This window comes from Streptomyces coryli (genome assembly GCF_011044975.1).
Classification (GTDB): Bacteria; Actinomycetota; Actinomycetes; order Streptomycetales; family Streptomycetaceae; genus Streptomyces; species Streptomyces coryli.
Genome location: NZ_JAAKZV010000093.1, coordinates 1 through 20,769, shown reverse-complemented (window position 1 = coordinate 20,769; position 20,769 = coordinate 1). Strand labels below are relative to the sequence as shown.

General features: G+C 70.5%; 18 protein-coding genes. 5 read left to right on the top strand and 13 right to left on the bottom strand.

Annotation, left to right across the window (positions count from 1 at the left end):
- Window positions 1-7 precede the first annotated feature (7 nt).
- Window positions 8-934 (top strand): VOC family protein, encoded by a 927-nt coding sequence (locus tag G5C51_RS21005; RefSeq protein ID WP_165239673.1) that lies wholly within the window; start codon window positions 8-10, stop codon window positions 932-934.
- A 10-nt stretch (window positions 935-944) separates the two neighbouring features.
- Complete coding sequence (locus G5C51_RS21000) at window positions 945-1,916, top strand: fumarylacetoacetate hydrolase family protein (RefSeq protein WP_165239672.1); 972 nt, start codon at window positions 945-947, stop codon at window positions 1,914-1,916.
- Between the two features lie 8 nt (window positions 1,917-1,924).
- Here G5C51_RS21000 and G5C51_RS20995 read toward each other — a convergent pair whose 3' ends face one another.
- From G5C51_RS20995 to G5C51_RS20985, 3 genes are read right to left on the bottom strand one after another with little or no spacing between them, the layout of a single operon-like run.
- Window positions 1,925-3,727 (bottom strand): sulfatase family protein, encoded by a 1,803-nt coding sequence (locus tag G5C51_RS20995; RefSeq protein ID WP_165239671.1) that lies wholly within the window; start codon window positions 3,725-3,727, stop codon window positions 1,925-1,927.
- On the bottom strand, window positions 3,714-5,507 hold the full coding sequence (locus G5C51_RS20990) for a fumarylacetoacetate hydrolase family protein (protein ID WP_165239670.1): 1,794 nt from the start codon (window positions 5,505-5,507) through the stop codon (window positions 3,714-3,716). Before G5C51_RS20990 ends, G5C51_RS20995 begins: the two co-directional genes overlap by 14 nt.
- A gap of 35 nt (window positions 5,508-5,542) precedes the next feature.
- The gene (locus tag G5C51_RS20985; RefSeq protein WP_165239669.1) at window positions 5,543-7,372 is read right to left on the bottom strand and encodes a glycosyl hydrolase family 28-related protein; all 1,830 of its coding nucleotides are present in this window, start codon (window positions 7,370-7,372) and stop codon (window positions 5,543-5,545) included.
- Window positions 7,373-7,519: 147 nt separating this feature from the next.
- On the opposite strand from G5C51_RS20985, the gene G5C51_RS20980 reads away from it, so the two are divergent.
- A complete protein-coding gene (locus tag G5C51_RS20980) occupies window positions 7,520-8,677 on the top strand; it encodes an RNA-guided endonuclease InsQ/TnpB family protein (protein WP_338118241.1) in 1,158 nt (385 codons plus the stop codon).
- Between the two features lie 138 nt (window positions 8,678-8,815).
- Here G5C51_RS20980 and G5C51_RS20975 read toward each other — a convergent pair whose 3' ends face one another.
- From G5C51_RS20975 to G5C51_RS20940, 8 genes are read right to left on the bottom strand one after another with little or no spacing between them, the layout of a single operon-like run.
- Window positions 8,816-9,736, bottom strand: a complete 921-nt coding sequence (locus G5C51_RS20975; RefSeq protein WP_165239668.1) for a dihydrodipicolinate synthase family protein — start codon at window positions 9,734-9,736, stop codon at window positions 8,816-8,818.
- Window positions 9,736-11,331 (bottom strand): FAD-dependent oxidoreductase, encoded by a 1,596-nt coding sequence (locus tag G5C51_RS20970; RefSeq protein WP_165239683.1) that lies wholly within the window; start codon window positions 11,329-11,331, stop codon window positions 9,736-9,738. The genes G5C51_RS20975 and G5C51_RS20970 overlap by 1 nt, the downstream gene beginning before the upstream one ends.
- Before the next feature lie 14 nt (window positions 11,332-11,345).
- Window positions 11,346-12,185 carry an ATP-binding cassette domain-containing protein gene (locus G5C51_RS20965; RefSeq protein WP_165239667.1) on the bottom strand — a complete coding sequence of 280 codons (840 nt, stop codon included), beginning with the start codon at window positions 12,183-12,185 and terminating at the stop codon, window positions 11,346-11,348.
- Window positions 12,182-13,150: an ABC transporter ATP-binding protein gene (locus G5C51_RS20960; RefSeq protein ID WP_165239666.1), complete on the bottom strand. Its 969-nt coding sequence runs from the start codon at window positions 13,148-13,150 to the stop codon at window positions 12,182-12,184. Before G5C51_RS20960 ends, G5C51_RS20965 begins: the two co-directional genes overlap by 4 nt.
- On the bottom strand, window positions 13,147-14,661 hold the full coding sequence (locus G5C51_RS20955) for an ABC transporter substrate-binding protein (RefSeq protein WP_165239665.1): 1,515 nt from the start codon (window positions 14,659-14,661) through the stop codon (window positions 13,147-13,149). Before G5C51_RS20955 ends, G5C51_RS20960 begins: the two co-directional genes overlap by 4 nt.
- Window positions 14,662-14,703: 42 nt before the next feature.
- Window positions 14,704-15,591 (bottom strand): ABC transporter permease, encoded by an 888-nt coding sequence (locus tag G5C51_RS20950; RefSeq protein WP_165239664.1) that lies wholly within the window; start codon window positions 15,589-15,591, stop codon window positions 14,704-14,706.
- Window positions 15,588-16,517: an ABC transporter permease subunit gene (locus tag G5C51_RS20945; RefSeq protein ID WP_165239662.1), complete on the bottom strand. Its 930-nt coding sequence runs from the start codon at window positions 16,515-16,517 to the stop codon at window positions 15,588-15,590. Before G5C51_RS20945 ends, G5C51_RS20950 begins: the two co-directional genes overlap by 4 nt.
- Window positions 16,518-16,551: 34 nt before the next feature.
- Window positions 16,552-17,616, bottom strand: coding sequence for a LacI family DNA-binding transcriptional regulator (locus G5C51_RS20940; RefSeq protein WP_165239660.1), 1,065 nt, complete (start codon window positions 17,614-17,616; stop codon window positions 16,552-16,554).
- 179 nt (window positions 17,617-17,795) lie between these two features.
- Between G5C51_RS20940 and G5C51_RS20935 the strand changes: the two genes are divergently transcribed.
- Complete coding sequence (locus G5C51_RS20935; RefSeq protein WP_165239658.1) at window positions 17,796-18,821, top strand: SGNH/GDSL hydrolase family protein; 1,026 nt, start codon at window positions 17,796-17,798, stop codon at window positions 18,819-18,821.
- Here G5C51_RS20935 and G5C51_RS20930 read toward each other — a convergent pair.
- Complete coding sequence (locus G5C51_RS20930) at window positions 18,818-19,399, bottom strand: anthrone oxygenase family protein (RefSeq protein WP_165239656.1); 582 nt, start codon at window positions 19,397-19,399, stop codon at window positions 18,818-18,820. The genes G5C51_RS20935 and G5C51_RS20930 overlap by 4 nt on opposite strands.
- Complete coding sequence (locus G5C51_RS20925; protein WP_165239654.1) at window positions 19,396-19,977, bottom strand: dihydrofolate reductase family protein; 582 nt, start codon at window positions 19,975-19,977, stop codon at window positions 19,396-19,398. The genes G5C51_RS20930 and G5C51_RS20925 overlap by 4 nt, the downstream gene beginning before the upstream one ends.
- Window positions 19,978-20,107: 130 nt before the next feature.
- On the opposite strand from G5C51_RS20925, the gene G5C51_RS20920 reads away from it, so the two are divergent.
- Window positions 20,108-20,769 (top strand): class I SAM-dependent methyltransferase (locus G5C51_RS20920; RefSeq protein WP_165239652.1); only part of this gene is annotated, 662 nt, incomplete at its 3' end.

Below are 20,769 nucleotides of genomic sequence, written 5' to 3'. Positions count from 1 at the left end.
GGAACCCATGCTCACCCACCTGCGCCACGTCGACCTGGCCGTCCCCGACTACGACAAGCAGCTCGACTTCTACGCCGGCGTCTGGGGCCTGACCAGGACCGAGGAGGACTCGGGCCTCGCCTTCCTGGCCGCCGAGGGATCGCCCGAGCAGTACGTCGTGCGGCTGCGCAAGGCCGCCGAGAAGCGCCTCGACCTCGTCTCCTACGGGGCCGCGAGCCCGGCCGACGTGGACGCGCTGGCCGAGCGGCTGCTCGCGGGCGACGTGGAGCTGATCTCGCGCCCCGGCACCGTGGACACCCCCGGCGGCGGCTACGGCTTCCGCTTCTTCGACGTCGACGGCCGCACCATCGAGGTCTCCGCCGACGTCGAGGTCCGCCGGCACCGCAAGGTCGAGGAGAAGGAGGCCATCCCGGTCAAGCTCTCCCACGTCGTCCTCAACTCCCCCGACCTGAACCGCACCCGGGCGTGGTACGAGCGCCACCTCGGCTTCCGCCTCTCCGACACGCTGTCCTCACCGCACATGGGCGAGGTCATGCACTTCATGCGGATCAGCAGCCAGCACCACTCGATGGCGATCGCGCAGGGGCCGCACACCGCCCTGCACCACGTGTCGTTCGAGATGCGCGGCCTGGACGAGTACATGCGCGGCTCGGGCCGGGTGATGCGCGCCGGGTTCAAGAAGATCTGGGGCCCTGGCCGCCATCTGGCGGGCGACAACACCTTCACCTACTTCCTCGACCCGCACGGCAACACCGTCGAGTACACGACGGAGCTGGAGCTCCTCGACGAGGACACCTGGCACCCGCACGTCTACGACTTCTCGCAGCCCGAGGTCACCGACCAGTGGGGCACCGCCAACCCGATGAGCGAGATCGTCGCCAAGGAGTCCTTCAACGACCCGGACCGCGGCGTCTTCGTCGCGCCGCCGGTCTGAGGGGCGCGGCGTGCGATTCGCTTCTTACGGGGACGGCGGCGGCCGCCGGGTCGCGGTGCTGGGCGAGGGCGACCGGCTCCACCCGCTCCCCGGCGTCACCTCGCTCACCGACCTGCTCGCGCGGACCGGCGGCCTGCCCGGCCTGCTCGCCGCCGGCCGGGCGGCGCTCGACGGCGCGCCAGACCCCGGTCCGGCGGAGGTACGGCTGCTGCCGCCGCTCCAGCCCCCGTCCGTACGGGACTTCGTCGCCTTCGAGGAACACGTCGAGGGCGTCCGCCGCTCCGTCAGCGGCGAGACCGGCGTGCCCGGGCAGTGGTACGCGGCGCCCACCTTCTACTTCACCAACCCGCACGCCATCCACGGCCCGTACGACGACATCCCCATGCCGCCCGGCTCGGCCGTCCTGGACTTCGAGTTGGAGGTCGGAGCCGTGATCGGCCGGCAGGGCCGCGACCTCTCCCCCGCGCAGGCCCGGGACCACATCGTCGGCTACACGGTCTTCAACGACTGGTCCGCGCGCGACCTGCAGTCCGCGGAGATGACGGTCGGCCTCGGCCCGTGCAAGGGCAAGGACACCGCGACCTCCCTCGGCCCGTATCTCGTGACCGCCGACGAACTCGAGCCGCACCGCGACGGCGAGGGCTTTCTCCGCCTCGCCCTGACCGCAGAGGTGAACGGCCAGGTGGTCGGCCGGGACCTGCTGTCCAACATGAGCTGGACCTTCGAGGAGCTCACCGCCTATGCCGCCCGCGGCACGCGCGTCGTACCCGGCGACGTCCTGGGCTCCGGCACCTGCGGCAACGGCGGCTGCCTGGCCGAGCTGTGGGGCCGACGCGGCGAGCAGACCCCGCCGCCGCTGAAGCCCGGCGACACCGTCACCCTCACCGTCGAGGGCATCGGCAGCCTCACCAACACCGTCGTCCCCGGCGCCGACCCGGTCCCGCTGCCGGCCGGCCGACCGGGCCGTCGCGAGCGCCCATGACCAAAGGCTTACGGCACCGTGGCGAGTGCCTCGGCGATCGCCCGCAGCCGGGGGCCGTCCAGTACCGCCGGTGCCATAGCGGCCAGTTCACGCAGGGTTACGTGCCCGAGGGTGGCGACGCGCGGGTTGCTGAGCAGGCCCGGCACCGCGGTCTCGATGGCCGCGGTCGCCGCCGGTTCCGCCAGCAGCGTGGACAGCGGGCTGCGCAGATGGATGCGGCCCTGCGGGAGATCATCCTCGTCGGGGAGGGCCGCGGCGGCCCGCTCGGCCGATGCGCGCTGCCGGCGTACGAGCAGGTGCTCGCGGGTCACGTCGCCTTCCCGCGGGAGGCCCAGACGCTCGAACTGCGAGGCGGGTGCGTCGTTGGCGCGCATCAGGGCGGTCAGCAGGCCCGCCATCCGCAGCTCCACCTCATCATCGACCAACGGGCGTTCCTGTCGGGGGTCGGCATCGAGGTCGAAGAGGAGTGAGCCGTGGTGGTGGGTGCTGCGCTGGCCGTGGACGGGCACCCGCAGGACCGGGCAGTCCTTGGTAAAGGAGAACGGGGCGGCGAGCTCGGCGTCGCGCAGCTCGGCACCCGCGAAGTAGCCCTTCATGCGGGTGGGCAGCAGCGTGTATTCGTACAGCGGCGCGTTGTCCTCGCTCGCGCTCGCGCGCATGTAGACGTAGCGGCCGTCGGTGACATTGACATGACCGCCGAACGAGCCGAACAGGGCGGCCTCGCGCACCGGGACATCGCTCGCGGTCGTCTCGCGCAGCGGCACGCCCTGCATGTCCTGCGGCCGCTCGACTCCGAAGTACTCCAGCAGGGTCGGCGCGAGGTCGATGGTCTGCACGAGGCTGTCGCGGCGCTCGCCGCGGACGCCGGTGCGCGGGTCCCAGACGAAGAGCGGGGTGTGGATGTTCTCGTCGTACCAGGGCTGGATGTTCTTGCCCCACCAGCCGTGCTCGCCGAGCAGGAAGCCGTGGTCGGTGCCGACGATGAGCAGCGTGTCGTCCCACATCCCGTGGGCGTCCATGGCGTCCAGCACCCGGCCCAGCGAGCGGTCGCACATGCTCAGCAGCGCGGCGTACTCGTAGCGGACGTGCTCCACGGCCTGCGGGCGCTCGGTGGTGCGCTGGTAATCGGGCCAGTCCGCGTGCGGGCCGTCGTAGGCGTGCGGGTAGAGGTCCTTGTACTGCTTGTAGGTGAAGAAAGGCTCGTGCGGATCGAAGGTCTCGATCTGCAGGAACCAGTTGTCCTGGGCATGGTTCGCCTCGATGAAGTCCAGGCCCGCGTCGAAAGTGCGCGACTGCGGGTGGTCCTCCTCGCGCTCGAGATGGCCTCGATTGATCCAGTCCTGACGCCAGCGCTCGCCGCGCAGCAGCCGGACCGCCTCCGGGATGTCCGGGTCCGCGAGCTGCCCTTTCCAGGGGTCGCCCTCCTGGCCGCGGAAGAACTCCCAGGTGCTGTAGCGGGTGTGGTACGTCGCGCCGCCGTCCTCGAAATAATGCTGGTGGTCGGTGGCCAGGTGGGAGTGGACGCCATGCTCGCCCAGCAGCCGCGGCATCGAGTCGTCGAACGGCTCCAGCGGGCCCCAGCTGCGGTGCAGGAAGTTGTAGCGGCCGGTGTGCAGTTCGCGGCGGGCGGGGATGCAGGGCATCGAACCGCCGTAGCAGTTGCCGAAGGTCGCGCTGCGCTCGGCGAGGCGGCGGAAGTTCGGGGCGTGCACCCAGTCATTGCCGTACGGGGGCAGGAAGCGCCGGTTGAGGGTGTCGAAGAAGACCAGGATCGCCCGGGTCGGGTGCCCGGTCCGGTCACTGCCCGCCATGCCGTCCCCTCGGTGCCAGCTCGGCCTCGACCGTGCCGAGGCCTTCGATCTCGCCGCGGACCAGGAGGCCGGATGCGTAGGCCTCCCTGGAGATACGGAGGTGCGCCGCCGTCCGGCCGAGGGTGATCACGTCGCCGGGGAAGAGCGTGATCATGCTGGAGATCGTCGTGATCAGCTCGTCCGGGCCCGCGAGGTACCGGGACGTCTTGCCGTGGACCACCTGGTCTCCGATCTGCAGCGACATGGCCCGACCGCTCCAGTCGTGCTCGGGCAGCGGCGTGAGCACCTCACCCACGACATTGAAGCCGTCCGCCCACCTCCCGTACACCGCGGGAATGCCACGCTCGCCCAGCCGCGCCGGCTCGACCACCGCATCGGCGAAGGAGAGGTCGCAGAGCGAGATGAGGGGTGCGTAGCCGAGGACGACCGAGCGGCCGTCCTCGACGTCGGCCGCCAACTCCCGTACGACCGCCGCCAATTCAATGCTCACGACGAGGTCGTTGGCGCGCGGCGGGATCTCGACGACCGAGCCGCCGGCGGTGAGCGACCTGGCCGGACCGTTCAGGAAACGCGGCACCTCCAGCTGCGCCAGCCCGTCCGCCGCCTCCGCCGACCGGTCGTTGCCGAACGACGTGTAGAAGTGGCGCGCCGCACCCACCGCCCACTCCCCCGGCGAGTCCAGCACGCGCGCGTCCGACGCGGCCACCTCCCGGATCGCATGCGAGGGATGGGACTCCAGCGCTACGCGCGGGCGCTCGCCCTCATCCGCGATCCGGATCGGGTTCACCAGGGTGCCGATCTGCTCGATCTCGACTTCCAGCCGGGTCTCCGGGTCCGCCGCGTCGTCCGGGAGGACCGGCAGGCCGTCGACGCCCATCGTGCCGAAGTGGATCACATCGCCGGGCTCCAGCGAGGCGAACGACGAGTACCAGTGGATGACCCGCTCGATCCCCATCAGAGTTGCCGCGGTGTGCGCGCGGTCGCGGGTCCGGCCCGACTGGCGGGTGTACATGAGGAGGTTGTACGGGTCCGCCACCTCGTCCTTCGTCACCAGGTACGGGCCCATCGGGGACAGGGTGTCGGCCTTCTTGCCGCCCCAGGACGCGGTGGCCTGGTAGAGCCAGTCGTTGTAGCGGGCCGGGAGGGCATAGCCGTTGTCGGCATTGCCGGGGATCGACCGGTAGTAGTAGCTGCCGGACACGTCGTTCACGACGGTGTAGCCGGCGACGTGGTCCATGGCCCGGTCGATCGGAATGTAGCGGCCGGCCTTGCCGATCACGATCGCGAGCTCGACGTTGTAGGCCATGTGCGGCAGGTGGTGGTCGTGCTTCATCGTGACCGGGCTGCCGGGGCCGATCGCCGCGCCCTGCGGCCGCTGGTGGCCCAGCGGGAACAGGTTCAGGTTGCCGATGTTCGGCTTGTTGCGCACGAAGGACGGCGAGTTGGTGACCAGCCCCCAGTACAGGCGCGGCCGCGGGATGGGGGCGAGCAGCTCGACCTCGTCGACGGGATGCCCGGCCCGCGGCAGCAGCGTGGCATCGGTCTGCGCCACGAACCGCTCGACGTATCCGACCAGCCGCGACAGCGCCTCCATACCCGCGTCCTCGAGCGCCAGGAAGCCCGCGAGCGTGGCCACGAGGCCGGACGACGGAATCGACGCGTACGTCGTGAGGAAGGCCTCGGCCCGGGCGGGCTCGACCACCCACGCCGTCTCGCCGGACGGCTCGATGACGAACCCCCACCGCTCGGTGCCCTCGTACAGATAACTGGCCAGTCTCACGGATTACTTCCTTGGATAGTTCAGAACTCAGGCGATCAGATCAGGTCGCCCAGCGGCAGGTGGCGCCAGCCCTTGCCGTCGGAGATCGCGAGCACGGGGTTGTCGGAGGAGTCGTTCACCATGGCCAGGGCGCCGGGCTTCGGCTCGGGCAGGTCGGCGGCCGCTACGGTCGCCAGCAGCAGGTTGTGGGCGTAGACCGTCCGCACCCGCTTCTCCGCCGAGCCGACGTCGCGGGCGTTGTCGGCGGTCGGGACGAGTCCGTTGATGTCCACCCGCAGCGACGCGACGCCGTTGGTGCTGTTCGTCGCGCACAGCAGCTCGACGGCCCCGGCGCCGGACTCGTTGGCCGGTACGACCCGGACGCCGCCCTTCACGCCGGGCCCCGCGCCCGCCGTCTGGTCCGATGCGGCGACGAAGCTGCCGTACGCGTCGGAGCCGACGTCCGGGGTGCCGGTGGAAGTCGACCGTACGACGAGCGCGCCGTCCTTGTTCGCGGTGAGCTCATGCTTGTTGGCACCGGCGCCGCGGCGCTCGATGTAGTTCCCGTCGCCGACCGTCTCGGCGTACAGCACACCAGCGGCGTTGCGGAAGGTGTTGCCGACGATCGTAGAACCGGTCACCTTTCCGATCACGCGCACCGGCGGCGACGCGTCGACCGGGTTGTCGCCGAAGGCGTTGGCCATGACGGCGACGCCTTCGGCGTCCCCGTTGATTCGGACCGCGCTCCACCGCTCCTCCTTGAGGAGGTTCCAGTTCTCGAAGGAGTTGGAGGAGACCGTGCTGTCGGACACCGCCCCGCCGAAGTAGACCGGCGAGCCCTCGATCCAGTTGAAGCCGTTCCCGGTGATCGTGACGTTGTGCGCTTTCGCCTCGGGACGGAACTCGATCGCGTGCGGCGGGCGGGCACCGCCGCCGGGGTCGCCGCCGCCGAGGATGTTGCCGCTGAAGGTGAGATTCGTGCCGCCCGCGGTGACGGTGACGACCCCGCCGCCGGTGCCGTTCTCGACGACGTTTCCGGCAAAGGTGGAGTTGATGATGCCGCCGGTGAAGAGCCGCTTGCCGATGTCGAGGACATTGTTCGCGATCACCGCGCCGCGGAAGTTGTGGGCGTCCGCGCCGCTGGTGATGATGGCCGTGCCCATGCTGTGGAAGTGGTTGCCCTCGATGAGCCACTTGCGCATCCCGTACGGGAGGACGTGAACGCCGTCGCCGCCGACGCCCGAGGTCGGCCACGAGATCTCCAGGCCGACGTCACCGACCGCGACCAGGTTGTTGGTGAAGACCAGCCCGCGCCCCACCTGCCGTACCGCGGTGTAGAACTCGATGAACGTGCACTCGGTGACCGTCGCGTCCATGTCGTCGGTGTTCGGCGGCTGGGCCGCGGGGTCCCGGGCGATGCGCAGGCCCACCGTGTTCTTCAGGCTCGGCGGCGCCACGAAGGCGAGGCCGCGGACCGCCGCCAGCGGGGCGCGTACCTCCATCGCCGTTCCGTCGAAGTCGACGTCGATGATCGAGGTCCGCGAGCCCATGGTGCCGGCGCCGGCGAGGACGAGGCGGTTGAAGTGCCCGCCCCCCGCGCTCTCCGCGTCCGGGACGACCAGCGTCTTGGTGATGCGATACGTGCCCGGCGGAAAGTAGACGATCTTGTTCTGCCGCTCCCGCTGCGCGTCGATGGCCTTCTGGATGGGCCCGGTGTCGTCGGCGACACCGTCGGCGACGGCGCCGAAGTCCTGCGGCGTGGAGGCATTCGCGACGTCGAGCGGTTTCGCCTGCTCCGCGGCATGCGCGGACGAGTTCAAGCCGCCGACGGCGGTGGACGTGATGCCGGCAAGACCGGCGGCACGCAGGAGATGACGTCTGTTCACCGGATGCCTCCCTTGGAAGCCCGGTCCTTCAGGGCCGGGAGGAAAAGCGTCCGCGGTCGGGCGGTGCGGAGCGGCGCAGCATCGGATCGGCGAAGCCGGAGTGGCTGGTCAGCGGGCATTGTCAGAACCTCCGGTTACGGTGGGTGAGTGAAGGTCGTGGTGCAGGTGAAGCTCATGCCGACGTCCGAGGAGGCGGCGGCACTCGAGGCGACGCTGCGGACGGTCAATCGAGCCGCGGACCACACCTCGGCGACGGCATTCGCTACGGGCAAGACCTCCCGCAACGACCTCCAAAGAGAGGTCTACTCGGCGCTCAAGGCCGAGTTCGGTCTGTCTGCGCAGGCGGCGGTGCGGACGGTCAAGAAGGTCGTGGACGCCTACGCGACTCTGCGGGCCAACATCAAGGCCGGGAACCTGGGCCCTCCGGGGACCAAGCGCCGCCGAAAGGCGGAGTCGAAGCCGATCGCATTCCGCCTGGATGCGGCTCAGCCGTACGACGACCGGATCCTGTCGTGGCAGCACGACGCTGCGACGGTGTCCATCTGGACCACAGCGGGCCGGATCAAGGGCGTGCGGTACACCGGGCACCCCGACCACCTCAAGACCCTGCGCGAGTACCGGAAGGGCGAGTCTGATCTCGTGCACAGAGACGGGAAGTGGTTCCTCGTCGCGGTCTGCGAGGTCCCCGAAGAGCCGCGGTTCGAGCCGGTCGACTGGATCGGCGTGGATCGAGGCATCGCCAACCTCGCCACCACCTCGGACGGCACCAACTACCAGGGCCGTCGCCTGGGGCGCTACCGGCGCCATCACGCCCGCAAGCGGGCCGAACTGCAGGCGAAAATGACCCACAGCGCCAAGCGGCGGGCCCGGCGGCGCGCCAGGAAGGAGCAGCGGCACGCCGCCAACCAGAACCACAAGATCAGTAAGGAGATCGTGGCCATCGCGCAACGCACCGGACGCGGCATCGCCGTCGAGGACCTCGGCAGCATCCGCGACCGGGTACGGCCACGCCGCGACCAGCGGGCCATGCTCTCCTCCTGGCCGTTCCGCCAGCTCGAAGAACACCTGCGATACAAGGCCCGCCGTGCCGGGGTGCCGGTGATCGCGGTAGACGCCAGATATACCTCGCAGCGCTGCCCGCGCTGCGGGCACACCGAGCGCGCCAACCGGCGTACCCGGGACCACTTCTGCTGTCGTCGGTGCGGGCTCGCTGGCCCTGCCGACCACGTCGCCGGGGTCAACGTGCGTAACCGCGCACGCTCGGCGTGGGTTCTCGTCAACGGACCCGTACCACAACGGACCTAACACCTCCTGTCTGTGGTGGATGCGACCCGTGACCGCCCTGTCGTAGGGGGCAGTCGGGAGCGCGATTCGGCTTAACAACTGGGCTGACAAGCTCGGTCCGTTAGGGCCGAGAAGTTGACACTCGTGCCCATGCTGCTGCTATCCCTTCGGTGGGTGGAGTAGCTGGTTCTGGTGCGCTGCGATGAACTGCTGGAAGGCGGCCCGCTCGGCTGGTTCGGTGGGGAGCAGGGGTGGTGCCACGTGCGGGGGGCACAGGGCGAGTTGGGCGAGGATCTCCTTCACTCCCGGCGTCCCGCGGCGGATGGTGTGGAGCGCGGTGAGGCCGGTGATGAGGGCCTGGAGGAGGTGGGTCTCGTCGCGGTCGCCGGCCCGGTGGGCGGCGATCAACTGCAGGGACAGGCCTGGACCGATGTTGGCGACGCCGGGGACGATGCCGTCGGCGCCGAGGTCCAGCGCCGCGGCGAGCTGGGTTTCCGCGCCCTGGCTGACGGCGAAGCCGGGCCGGGTACGGGCCCGCTCGACGAGCTCGGCGAAGAAGCCGAGGTCGCCGGAGCTGTCCTTGATCCCGACGAGGTGGTCGAGGCCGAGGAGAGCCTCGACCAGCTCCCGGGTGAGCGGGTTGCTGTAGCGCGGCGCGTTGTACGCGATGACCGGCAGGCCGATGTCGGCCAGCGCGGCGTAGTGCGCGATGATCTCGTCATCCCGATGGTGGAAGTAGATCGGCGGGCTCATGACGAGCGCGTCGGCGCCCATCGCGGCCGCGATCTCGGCGCGTTCCAGGGCCTCGAGGGTGCCGGCGGCGGTCACGTTCACGGTGACCACGCCGCCGCCGGTGAGCGAGCGCCACTTCTTGATCACGCCGTCCACGAACGCCCCGACGGCCGCCGTCGGCAGCAGCGGGCCCTCCCCGTTGCTGCCGAGGAGCATCAGCTTCTCGACCCCCGCGCCGGCGAGGGCGGCGAGCAGGTCGTCGGCGGCCGCCGGCCGGCCGGTCTCGTCCATCGGGGTGACGAGCGGGACGGTGACCCCGCCGAGCAGCGCTATGCCATCGATCGTCATCAGTAGCCCTTCACCTCGGGCCAGGCGAGCTCGAAGCCGTCCTGCACGAGCTCGCTCTGGAACGTCCCGAGGTGTCGGGCGTCGGTCCTGACCTGCTCAGGGGTCAGGGAGTTGGTGAGGCAGTGCGCCGCCAGCGCGCCCGCCGCCTCGCCGATGTTCCACTCCACCGGGTGGAGCCGGTAGCAGCCGTTGGTGATGTGGGTCGTGCCGATGTTCTTGCCCGCGGCGAGGAGATTGCGCATCCGGACCGGCAGCAGGGCGCCCAGAGGGATCTGGAACGGGCTGCTGGGCACGTCGATGTAGTTGTCGCCGCCGGTGGAGGGGTGCAGGTCGATCCGGTACATGCCCACCCCGACCGAGTCCGGGTAGTGCACGGCGCCGGCGTCGCCCCGTACCGCCATCGACAGGTCCTGCTCGACGATCCTCGTCTGCGCCCGGATCCGGCGGGACTCGCGGATGTACGGCGCCATGGCCAGGCCGTCGTCGGTGCCCATCACGTCCGGGCGGAGGCGCAGTCCGGGCCAGCCGGTGCCGCCGTCGGGACGCGGCGCCTCGGTCTGCAGCCAGTGGAGCATGCTCAGCGACAGCTGCCGGGAGCCCTCCAGGTGCTTGTCGCGCTCGTCGTCGGTGACGCCGACCAGCGGGCCGGGAAGGTAGTCGATCATCGGCCAGTTGACGACGGTGATGTCGCTGGCCGCGAAGCCGGGCTCGTACTGCTCGCGCGCGAAGATGCGGCGGAACTGCCACAGGTCGCGGTCTCCCGGGTCGGCGCTCTGGTCGGCGACGACCGGTCCGGAGGGCGCGTGCGGCACGAAGGTGCGGGTGAGCGTCTCCAGAGTCCGGGGGTCCGGCGCGGTGAGGCTGAGCAGGCGGTCCGGCCAGTAGTCGGGCTGGTACTCGCGCCAGAAGCCGTACTGGGCGGGACGGTCGATGGTGTGGTCCTCGCCGTCGCGGTGCTCGACCGCGAACACCCAGGAGAACGCCTGCTGGTTCAGCGGCTGCGCCTCGCTCGGCGCGCTGGGCTCGCCGGTCTCGGCCGCGGACTCGAAGCCGATCACGTGCTCGACGTCCGCGAGCGGCAGCAGGTCCGCGAGCTCGGTGGCGTCGAGGACGTAGGGCGCCTCGACGGTGCGCTCCTCGCCCGTACGGGACGTGACGGTGACGCCGGTGATCCGGTCGCCGTCGACGTGCGCGGCCACCGCGCGATGCCCGGTCAGGACGCGCAGCGTGCCCGCCGACCGGTACGGCGCGAGCATCCCGTCGAGCACGGCGAGGGCGACGCGCGGCTCGTGGCACAGCCGGCTTACGCGCCCCAGGCCCGGGTTCAGATCCGGTTGCCGGCGCGCGGCCGCGGTCAGCGGGTACCAGGTGCGGTAGTGCTCGCGCACACCCTCGCGGAAGGCGCGGAAGGAGCGGGTGCAGCCGAACTGCTCGATCCAGGCGTGCTCGTCGGGCGGGACGGCCTGGCTGGTGAGCTGGCCGCCGAGCCAGTCGTACTCCTCGGTGATGACGACCGACCGGCCGCGGCGCAGCGCCGCGAGGGCAGCGGCGACGCCGCCGACACCTCCCCCGACGATGAGGACGTCGGTTCGGATGCTGTGCTCGTTACTCAACTGATCTGCTCCTGTGTCTCCCTGACCGGCACATCCGCGCCCTCCAGGTCGTAGGCGGCGCCCAAGAGGCCCTGTGTGTAGGGGTGGGACGGCGCGGTGAACAACGTCTCGGCCGAGGCGCACTCGACCAGTTCGCCCTTCTTCATCACCGCGACCCGGTCGGCGATCTGCCGTACCACCGCGAGGTCGTGGGTGATGAACAGGACGGCCAGCTCACGCGTTTTCTGCAGGTCCACGAGCAGCCGGAGGATCTGCGACTGGACCGATACGTCCAGCGCGGACACCGCCTCGTCGCACACCAGCAGCCGCGGCCGCAGCGCGAGCGCCCGGGCGATGCTGATCCGCTGCCGCTGCCCGCCGGACAGCGCCGAGGGCCGCCGGTCGGCCACACCCCCGTCGAGTCCGACGTCGGCCAGCACCTCCCGCAGGGCCTGCCCGCGGTCGCCGGCCGGTGCCACGGCGGGATGGACCTTCCATGCCTCGCGGATGATCGAGCCGACGGTCATCCGCGGGTTCAGCGACGAGCCCGGGTCCTGGAAGACCATCTGGACGGCGCGCTGCAGCTCGGGCGGCCGCTTGTCGATCGGCCCGAGCAGGCGGCCCTCGTACGAGATCGTGCCTGCCTGTGGGCGTACGAGCCCGAGGACGCAGCGCGCCACGGTCGACTTGCCCGACCCCGACTCGCCGACCAGCGCCAGCATCTCCTGGGCGCGGACGTCCAGGCTGACGTCGTCCACGGCACGCACCGTCGTCCGGGGTGCGCGCAGCGACCGCCGCGGGCCGGGGAACGACACCTGCAGATCGCGGATCTCCAGAATCGTGTCCGTCGATGTCATGAGCTCACCTCGGACGCGTAATGGCAGGCGCTGAAGCGGCCCGGCTCGGCCTCCCGCAGCTGCGGCACCTCGGTCCGGCAGCGCTCGCGCGCGATCGGGCAGCGGGGGTGGAAGGCGCAGCCGGCCGGCCGGTCGAACGGGTTGGCCGGTGCGCCCTGCAGCGGCTCGGCGATCGCCGTCTTGGTACTCACCGCGGGCACGTTGTTGGCGAGCGCCCGGGTGTACGGATGCCGGGGCTTGTCGAGCACCTCGCGCGCCGGGCCGCGCTCGGCGACCCGGCCCGCATACATGACGACGACGTCGTCCGCGACATGCGCCATCACCCGCAGGTCGTGGCTGACCAGCAACATCGCGACGCCCTCCTGCTCGCGCAGGTCGGCGAGGAGCTTCAGGATGCGCGCCTGGGTGGTGACGTCCAGGGCGGTCGTCGGCTCGTCGGCGATGATCAGTTGCGGTCCGCCGGCCAGCGCCATCGCGATCATCACGCGCTGGCGCATGCCGCCGGACATCTCGTGCGGGTAGACGTCGATGCGCTGCTCGGGGTCCGGGATGCCGACCCGGTCGAGGAGTTGCAGCACCTTCGTACGGACCTCCTGGCGCCGCATGCCGCCGCGGCGCAGGATCTCACCGACCTGACGGCCGATCGTCTGGATCGGGTTCAGGGCGGCGAGCGGGTCCTGGAAGATGACGCCGATCTCGTGGCCGCGCACCTGCCGGAGCCGGCGGGCGGGAGCGTCGAGGAGGTTCTCCGACTTCCACGCGATCCGGCCCGAGGTCTTCGCCCCGGCCGGCAGCAGCCCGACGATGGACATCGAGCTCATCGTCTTGCCGCTGCCGGACTCGCCGATCAGACCTGTGGTGCGGGCGGCGGCCACCGAGAAGGACACCGAGTCGATCACCGTGCCCTCGCCGCCGCCCCCGGCGAGGGCGACTTCGAGGTCTTCCACCTGGAGCAGATCGGTCATTCCGAGACCTTCACGTCCGCGAAGGTGGGCATGCCGTCGGGGGCGAGCTTCAGGCCCTTGACCGTCTTGCGCCAGGAATACGGCTGCTCGACGAACATCGGGTACATGCCGACCGCGTCGTCCCAGATCGTCTTGGTCGCCTTGGCGTAGAGCTTCTTCCGCTCGGCGACGTCGGTGCTCGCGCCCGCCGCGGCCAGGTCCTTGTCAAGCTCCTTGTTGCAGTAGCCGGTGCGCTTGGCCGCGCACGGGTAGAGCCGGCCGAGGTTGGTGGCCGCGTCGAAGCCCTGCGAGCCGATCTGCTGGATGTTGATGTCCCACTTCATGGCGAGCAGGTCCTCGAGGAAGACCGCCTGCTCCTTCTCGACGGGGTCCACCTTGACGCCGGCCTTCTTCAGGTCCGACGCCACGGCCTCGACGAACTGCCGGAACTGCGGCTGCGAGTACTGGAAGCGGAGCTTCGTACCGAAGTCGAATCCGGCCTTTTTCAGCGCGGCCTTCGCGGCGGCCGGGTCGTACTTCACCGGCTGCTGCTTCGCGTAGCCGAGGACCACCGGGCTGACCACCGAGTCCGCGAGCGACCCCGTCTCCGGGTACAGCGACTCGACGATCGACTTGAAGTCGACGGCCTGCCACAGCGCCCGCCGGACGTCGGCCTTCTTGAGCGCCGGGGTACCGCTGTTCATCCACATCGTGTTCACGCCGGGGCTCGGGACGGCGTCGACGGAGAGGTTGGTGTCCGACTTGAGCTGGGCTATCTGGTCGTCGGGCATGCCCCAGGTCACGTCGACCTCGCCCGTCTTGAGCGCGGTCATCCGGGCCGACACCTCGGGGATCGACTTGAACACCACGTTGTTGAGGTCCGGCTTGCCGTCCCAATAGTCGGCGTTGGGCTTGAGCTTCAGCGCCTGGCCGGGCTCGAACGACGAGACCTTGTACGGGCCGGAGCCGACGGGCTTCTGGAAGAACCCTTTCTTCTCGGCCTTCTCGGGGGTGACGAAGAACGACGTGATCTTCCCGAGGAACGCGGCGTCCGGCGTCTTGGAGGTGAAGACCACCGTCTTCTTGTCCGGCGCGTCCACGCTGTACCCGCCGAAGTTGCCGGCCAGCGGCCCCTTCGCGGCGAGCACCCGCTCGAAGGAGGCGACGACCTCCTGCGCGGTCACCGGCGTGCCGTCGGAGTACTTCACCCCTTCACGTAGCGTGAAGGTCCACTTGGTGGCGTCCTCGTTCGGCGCCCACTTGGTCGCCAGGTCGCCCTTGAACTTGCCGGGTCCGGTGGCGGTGACCAGCGGGCTGAAGATCGCCCGGGCCGCCAGCTGCGTCCCGCCGTCCATGCTCGCCGCACCGTGCGGGTCGAGGTTCTCGATCGGGATCGGCCCCGCGACATTCAGGGTGCCGCCGCCCCCCGCACCCACGGCGGGCGTGTCCGACCACGAGCACGCGGCCGTGACCATGAGCAGACTGATCGATACGGCGGCCGCCGCGAGCGGTCTCCGGGTACGGATGTCCATGCCGGGTTTCCTTTCGAAAGCTGGAGTACGGGTCACGGCGCGCTAGTCGCGGGTGCGGGTGTATCGCCGCGTGAGTTTGTCGCCGACCAGGCCGATGCAGATGACGAGGATGGTGAGAGCGAGGCCCGGGAAGACCGTGATCCACCAGGCGGTGGCGAGGTAATCCCGGCCGTTGGCGATGCTCTGGCCCCACGAGACGACGTCGGGCGGGAGTCCGAGGCCGAGGAAGCTGAGGGCCGCTTCGGACAGCACGGCCGAGGCGAGCTCGATCGTGGCGAGCGCGATGACCGAGCCGGCGAGGAACGGCGCGATGTGCCGGGTGAGCGTCGCCGGCTTCGATACGCCCATGATCCGGGCGGCATCGACCCAGTCCCGTTCCCGGGTGGACATCGTGATGCTGCGGGAGAGCCGGGCGAAGCCGACCCAGCCGCCGACCGACAGCGCGATGATCACGACGTGCATGCCGCGTTCGAGCAGGCCCGAGATGACGATCGCCAGCAGGATGCCGGGGAAGGCCATCAGCACGTCGATGGTGCGGGACACGGCCATGTCGGGCAGCCGGCCGAAGTAGCCGGCGATCGCCCCGAGCGCGACGCCGATGAGGCCGGAGAGGAACACCACCGCGATCCCGATGATGAACGAGGTCCTGGCCCCGTACACGACCTGGGCCAGGACATCGCGGCCGACGCCGTCGGTGCCCAGCCACGCCGTGCCGGTCGCGGTCTCCGAACCGGGCGGCAGCAGCCGGCCCTTGACCGACGTCGCCACGGGGTCGTAATCGACGAGCATCGGCCCGAAGAACGCGGTGAGCAGATAGATGCCGATGATGACGTAGGGCAGGGCGGCAAGAGGCCGACGGTGGCGGCGCACCGGGGCTGCCGCCTCCGGCTCAGGCTTCGGCTCGGCCACCAGGACATCCGACTGGGTCATCGACGTGCCTCCACACGGATCCGGGGGTCGAGTTTGGCGTTGACCAGGTCGGCGGCCAGATTGAGGACGATCACGCAGATGGCGATGAGGAAGGTCGCGCCCTGCACCACCGCGTAGTCGCGGTTGCCGACGGCGCTGACGAGCAGCTGTCCGAGCCCCGGCCAGGCGAAGACCGTCTCGATCACCACGGCGCCGCCGAGCAGCGTCCCGATCTGCAGGCCGACGACCGTGACGACCGGGATGAGCGAGTTCTTCAGCACGTGCCCGCCGAGCACCTGGGTCTCGGTGAGCCCCTTCGACCGGGCGGTCTGGACGAACGCCTCGGTCATCGTCTCGGCGACGCCGCTTCGCGTCATACGGGCGACCAGCGCCGTGAACGGGATCGACAACGTGATCGCCGGCAGCACCAGATGCGGGAAGCTCCCGCCGCCCGCACTCGGCAGCATCTTGGCCTGCAGCGCGAAGAGCAGGATCAGCATGATGCCGATCCAGAACGGCGGCACCGCCTGCAGCCCCAGCGTGAACGTCGACACCGCCTGGTCCACCAGACTGCCGGGACGGTGACCGGCGACGACCCCGAGCACGAGGCCGACGAGGATCGCGATCACCGTGGCGGCGATGGTGAGCTCGATGGTCGCCGGGAATCGCTCCAGGACGGCCTGCATCGCCGGCCGCCCGTAGCGATACGACTGGCCGAAGTCGAGCGTCGCGACATCACCGAGATACGAGAAGTACTGGACCACCAGCGACTCGTCGAGGCCCAGCGAGTGGCGCAGCGCCGCGATCTCCTCCGCCTTGGCGCCGGGACCCAGCGCGACCGTGGCCTGGTCGCCCGGCGCCAGCCGGATCACGACGAACACGGCGCTGACGACGCCCCAGATCGTGAGGAGGCCGATCGCCAGCCGCTTGGCAAGGTAGTGGATCACTGCGGCAGCCCTTTCAGCGGTACGAGCTCATGGGTCATGACGGGCGGCCCGCGCTCGGTCCGGCGACGGTCTCGCCGGCGATCGGCCGGCAGTCGACGAGCAGCTGGCGGGGCCGGCCCTCCTCGTCGTCCAGCAACTCCAGGAGCAGCCGGACCGCTTCACGGGCCATCTGCTCCCGCGGCGGGGTGTACCGGGTCCAGTCACGGGTGCTCTCGCTCAGCGGCGGATCGCCGAGGAGGGCCACCGAGACGTCCTCCGGGATGCGGATCCCCGCCTCGGCGGCGGCGCGTTCGACGGCCGCGATGGCGGCGTCGTCCTCGCTGGGCTCGACCAGCAGCGCGGTGATCCCGTCGGCGAGCCATTCCTGGAGCAACCCACCGGTGATCGCGGCCGGGTCGTCCATGGCGTGGACGAGGACCTCGTCCTCGCCGATCCCGGCGTCGGCGATCCCCTGCCGGAAGCCCGCCGCACGGTCGCGCGTGGGTTCCTGGTCCTCGGCCATCTTCAGGTACGCCAGCTGCCGGTGCCCGAGACCGGCCAGGGAGCGGACGGTGTCCCGGGTGGCCCCGACGTTGTCGGGGGCCACGTACGACAGCTCCCGGCCGGGGACCTCACGGCGTCCGATGAAGACGAACGGGAAGTCCTCGCGGACGAGTTCGGCGAGTTCGGCGCGGTCGATGTGGCGGCCGAGGAGGACGCAGCCGTCGGCGACCTTGAGCCGGTTGCCCCCGCTGGCGTAGATGCTGCGGTCGCCGCGCGCGGTGGCCGAGCTGAACAGCAGCAGGTCGTAGCCGCATGCGGCGGTCTCCTCCTCCACGCCGAGCAGGAACGGGAAGTAGAAGTCGCGCCGGTCGACCGGGAAGACCGGCTCGAACGTGTACAGGCCGAGCAGGCGGTTCCGGCCGCCCTTGAGGCTGCGGGCGGCGGCGTTGACCGTGTAGCCGAGCTCGGCGGCGGCCTCCAGCACGGCCCGGCGGGTCTCGTCCGCGACCTGGAAACTCGCAGGTCCGCCGCTCACCACGAGGGACACGGTCGCCTGCGAAATCCCGAGCCGACGGGCTATGTCCACCTGTGTGGGGCGCCGTCGCTGTGCTGCCATCCCGGATCCTTAATACGTATGAAGTGCAAGACGCCGAGGACGCTACGTACAGATCTCCGAAACGGTCAAGAGGTCGTCAGCGACGAAAATTTGGCATTGACAACCCGGGGCGCGGCGGCCACGATCGACGTCGCCGCGCCCCGGGGCCAGGCCGCCACCAGCCCTGATATAGAAGGATCATGGAAGCACCGAAGCAGCACGAGCGGTCCCGGGAGCTCCGCGGCGACGACCCGGCGCTGCTGTGGGCCGGCGCCGTCGAGGTCGAGCACACCCCTGACTTCTCCCGGCCGTGGCGCCTGCCGCACAGCCGCATTTCCCTGTTCCCCGGGGACGTGCTGCGCCGGCGCGCGTCGATGGCGGCGGGGGTACGGATCGTGTTCGGCACGGACAGCACGCACCTCGCGGGGCGCTTTGACCGGGTGGGCAAGGACGAACTCTCCCCCGTCGACCTGATCGTGGACGGCGAGCCGGTCCGTACCCAGAAGGTGGCGGCGGACGGGACCTTCCGCTTCGACGGGCTCCCGGCCGGCGACCACACCGTCGAGCTGTGGCTGCCGCAGTTCGGCGAGTTGCGCCTGCGCGGCCTGTCGGTCGACGCCGGCGCCCGGGTCCGGCGGGCCGAGCCGGCGGCGCGGCCCGCGCTGATCACCTACGGCAGTTCGATCACCCACGGCAGGCAGGCGGCCTCACCCACCCGCACCTGGCCCGCGCTGACCTCCCGGGCCCTCGGATACGACCTGACCTGCCTCGGCTACGCGGGCGAGTGCCACCTCGACCCGATGATCGCCCGCCTCATCCGCGACCGGCCGGCCGACCTGATCCTGGCCTGCCTCGGCATCAACGTCCGCGGCCAGGGCACCTTCACCGAACGCTCCTTCCTGCCCGCCGTACTGGGCTTCCTCAGCACCATCCGGGACGGCCACCCGGGCGTCCCGCTGGCCGTCGTCTCCCCCATCGTCTCGCCGGCGAAGGAGGAGACCGCGGGCCCCGGCGGCATGACATTGTCGGAGATCCGCCGCGCGGTCGGCACCGCCGTGACCCTGCTGCGCGGTCACGGCGATACCGGCCTGCATCTGATCGACGGTTCCGGGATCCTCGGCCATCCGGACGCCGACTTGCTGACCGACGGCGTGCATCCGGGTCCGGAAGGACATGAGTTGATGGCGCGCAGGCTGACCCCGGAGCTGCGGAAACTGATCGGCTAGCGGCTCGGATACGTGGGGTAGGCGGCGATCGTCTGCGTCGTCGGGACGGGCGCCCGCCCGCCGTCCGACCTGCTCTCATGCAGCCGGTCGGCCCCGTAGACCACCAGCCCCCAGAGCAGGCAGCAGAACGCTGCGGTGTGCACGAGCGCGCGGATGAGGTTCCACGTCACCCAGGTGCTCTCGAAGTCACCGCGGGCCGCCGCCAGTTTGGCGCCCTCATCCGGGGAAACGGCCTTGGCGAGCTGGTCGTTGAGCGGGACGTTGACGGCGCTGGTGATGCCGAAGGCGACCAGATAGAGCACCAGCGCGGCGATGATCCAGGGCAGTGCGGCGCGCCCCTGGCCGCGCCAGGCCAGGACCGTGGCCAGCACCAGCAGCGGGACCGCGCCCATGAAGGGGAGCATGAACGCCGGGTTGAGGATGGCCTTGTTGATGTTCTGCATCGCCTCGACCGCGGTGCGGTCCGAGGAACGGCCGAGGCCCGGCATGACGGCGTAGGCGAACCCGGCGAACAGCCCGGCCATCAGGCCGGTGGCGAGGGTGGCCGCGAGCAGGGTGACGGTCTGGAGCGTCTTCAAATTCTGCCTCCGGTACGGGAGTAGGTGATGAACTCCAGGCCGGAGGCCAGGGTCCGGGTGTCGGTGGGAGTGAAGGCGGCCGGCGCGAAGTGCCCGGCGAACATCGGCGTGCCGGAGCCTGCCACGATCCGGTGCCGCTTGACGATCAGTTTTTCGATCTCCCCGAGCAGCGCGCCGGCCAGCTTGCCGCCGCCGGCCAGCCAGATGTCCTGGCCGTCCTGCTTCTTCAGGTCGCGGACCAAGGCGACGGGATCTCCCCCGACGACCTCCACGTCCGGATCGGGGCTGGTCAGCGTGGTGGAGACGACGTACTGCCGCAGGTGGGCGTACGGGCTCGTGAGGCCCGCCTCCAGGCCGGGGTCGTAGGTGCCCCGGCCCATGATCACGGTGTCGAAGTGCCGGGACGGGGCGTCGGCCACGCCGAGGGCACCGCGGACGGGCACCGGGAGCGTCTCCGGGTAGTCCGCCGCGATCGTCTGGATGTCCTCGTCCTGGTACGGGAAGAAGTCGAGCTCGCCGTTCGGCCCGGCGATGTAGCCGTCGAGCGTGGCGGCTACGAAGTAGGTGAGCTTTCGCATCAGGGTCCCCTCCATGGGCTGCTTTTGATGTGCATCAGTTGCAGTGGTTTGAAGGTAGTACTGCACTCGCAGTGGTGTCAACGGCTTTGCGCCGGGCCGCCCTTGTGGGCCGTATCGGGCCGGTGCGACGATGCCGGTCGGCGAGCGAAGGGACACCGACGTGCCGCACGAGGACGTGACGCCCGGGCCCCAACGCCCGCCCGCCGCCGAGCTGTTCGACGCCCTCGGCCCCGCCTACGAGAAGGCCTTCGCCCACGCCCCCGCGCACACGACCGCGCTGGAATGGCTCATCGAGCAGCTGCCGCCCGCCGCGCGGACCCTGGACGTGGGCAGCGGCACCGGGCGGCCGGCCGCCGCCGCACTCGTCGAGGCAGGGCACTCGGTACTGGGCATCGACGTCTCGCCCGTCATGGTCGACCTCGCCACTCGACAGGTCCCCGCGGCCGAATTCCGCTGCGCCGACATCCGGGACTTCCCCCTCGACGCGGACGCGTTCGACGGCGTGTGCGTCTTCTTCTCACTGCTGCAGATGACCCGCGCCGAGCAGTCAGCGCTGCTACGCCGCCTGGCCCGCAGCCTGAAGCCCGGCGGGCACCTGGTCCTGGCCACCGTGCCGGCCGACGTGGAGAACGTCGAGGTGACCTTCATGGGCCACCCGGTCCGCGCCACAAGCTTCTCCGAACAGGACCTCACGGCCCTGCTGGAGACGGCCGGCCTGACGGTGCTGTCCCGTCACGCCACCACCTTCACCCCGGACCACCCCGACGCCACCACCGAGCCCCACCTCTATCT

Bases quoted from the DNA above. Each gene is read 5' to 3' on its own strand.
- G5C51_RS20960 (WP_165239666.1), bottom strand. From the start codon at position 13,150: ATGACCGATCTGCTCCAGGTGGAAGACCTCGAAGTCGCCCTCGCCGGG.
- G5C51_RS21005 (WP_165239673.1), top strand. From the start codon at position 8: ATGCTCACCCACCTGCGCCACGTCGACCTGGCCGTCCCCGACTACGAC.
- G5C51_RS20965 (WP_165239667.1), bottom strand. From the start codon at position 12,185: ATGACATCGACGGACACGATTCTGGAGATCCGCGATCTGCAGGTGTCG.
- G5C51_RS20955 (WP_165239665.1), bottom strand. From the start codon at position 14,661: ATGGACATCCGTACCCGGAGACCGCTCGCGGCGGCCGCCGTATCGATC.
- G5C51_RS20925 (WP_165239654.1), bottom strand. From the start codon at position 19,977: ATGCGAAAGCTCACCTACTTCGTAGCCGCCACGCTCGACGGCTACATC.
- G5C51_RS20940 (WP_165239660.1), bottom strand. From the start codon at position 17,616: ATGGCAGCACAGCGACGGCGCCCCACACAGGTGGACATAGCCCGTCGG.
- G5C51_RS20935 (WP_165239658.1), top strand. From the start codon at position 17,796: ATGGAAGCACCGAAGCAGCACGAGCGGTCCCGGGAGCTCCGCGGCGAC.
- G5C51_RS20995 (WP_165239671.1), bottom strand. From the start codon at position 3,727: ATGGCGGGCAGTGACCGGACCGGGCACCCGACCCGGGCGATCCTGGTC.
- G5C51_RS20975 (WP_165239668.1), bottom strand. From the start codon at position 9,736: ATGACGATCGATGGCATAGCGCTGCTCGGCGGGGTCACCGTCCCGCTC.
- G5C51_RS20950 (WP_165239664.1), bottom strand. From the start codon at position 15,591: ATGACCCAGTCGGATGTCCTGGTGGCCGAGCCGAAGCCTGAGCCGGAG.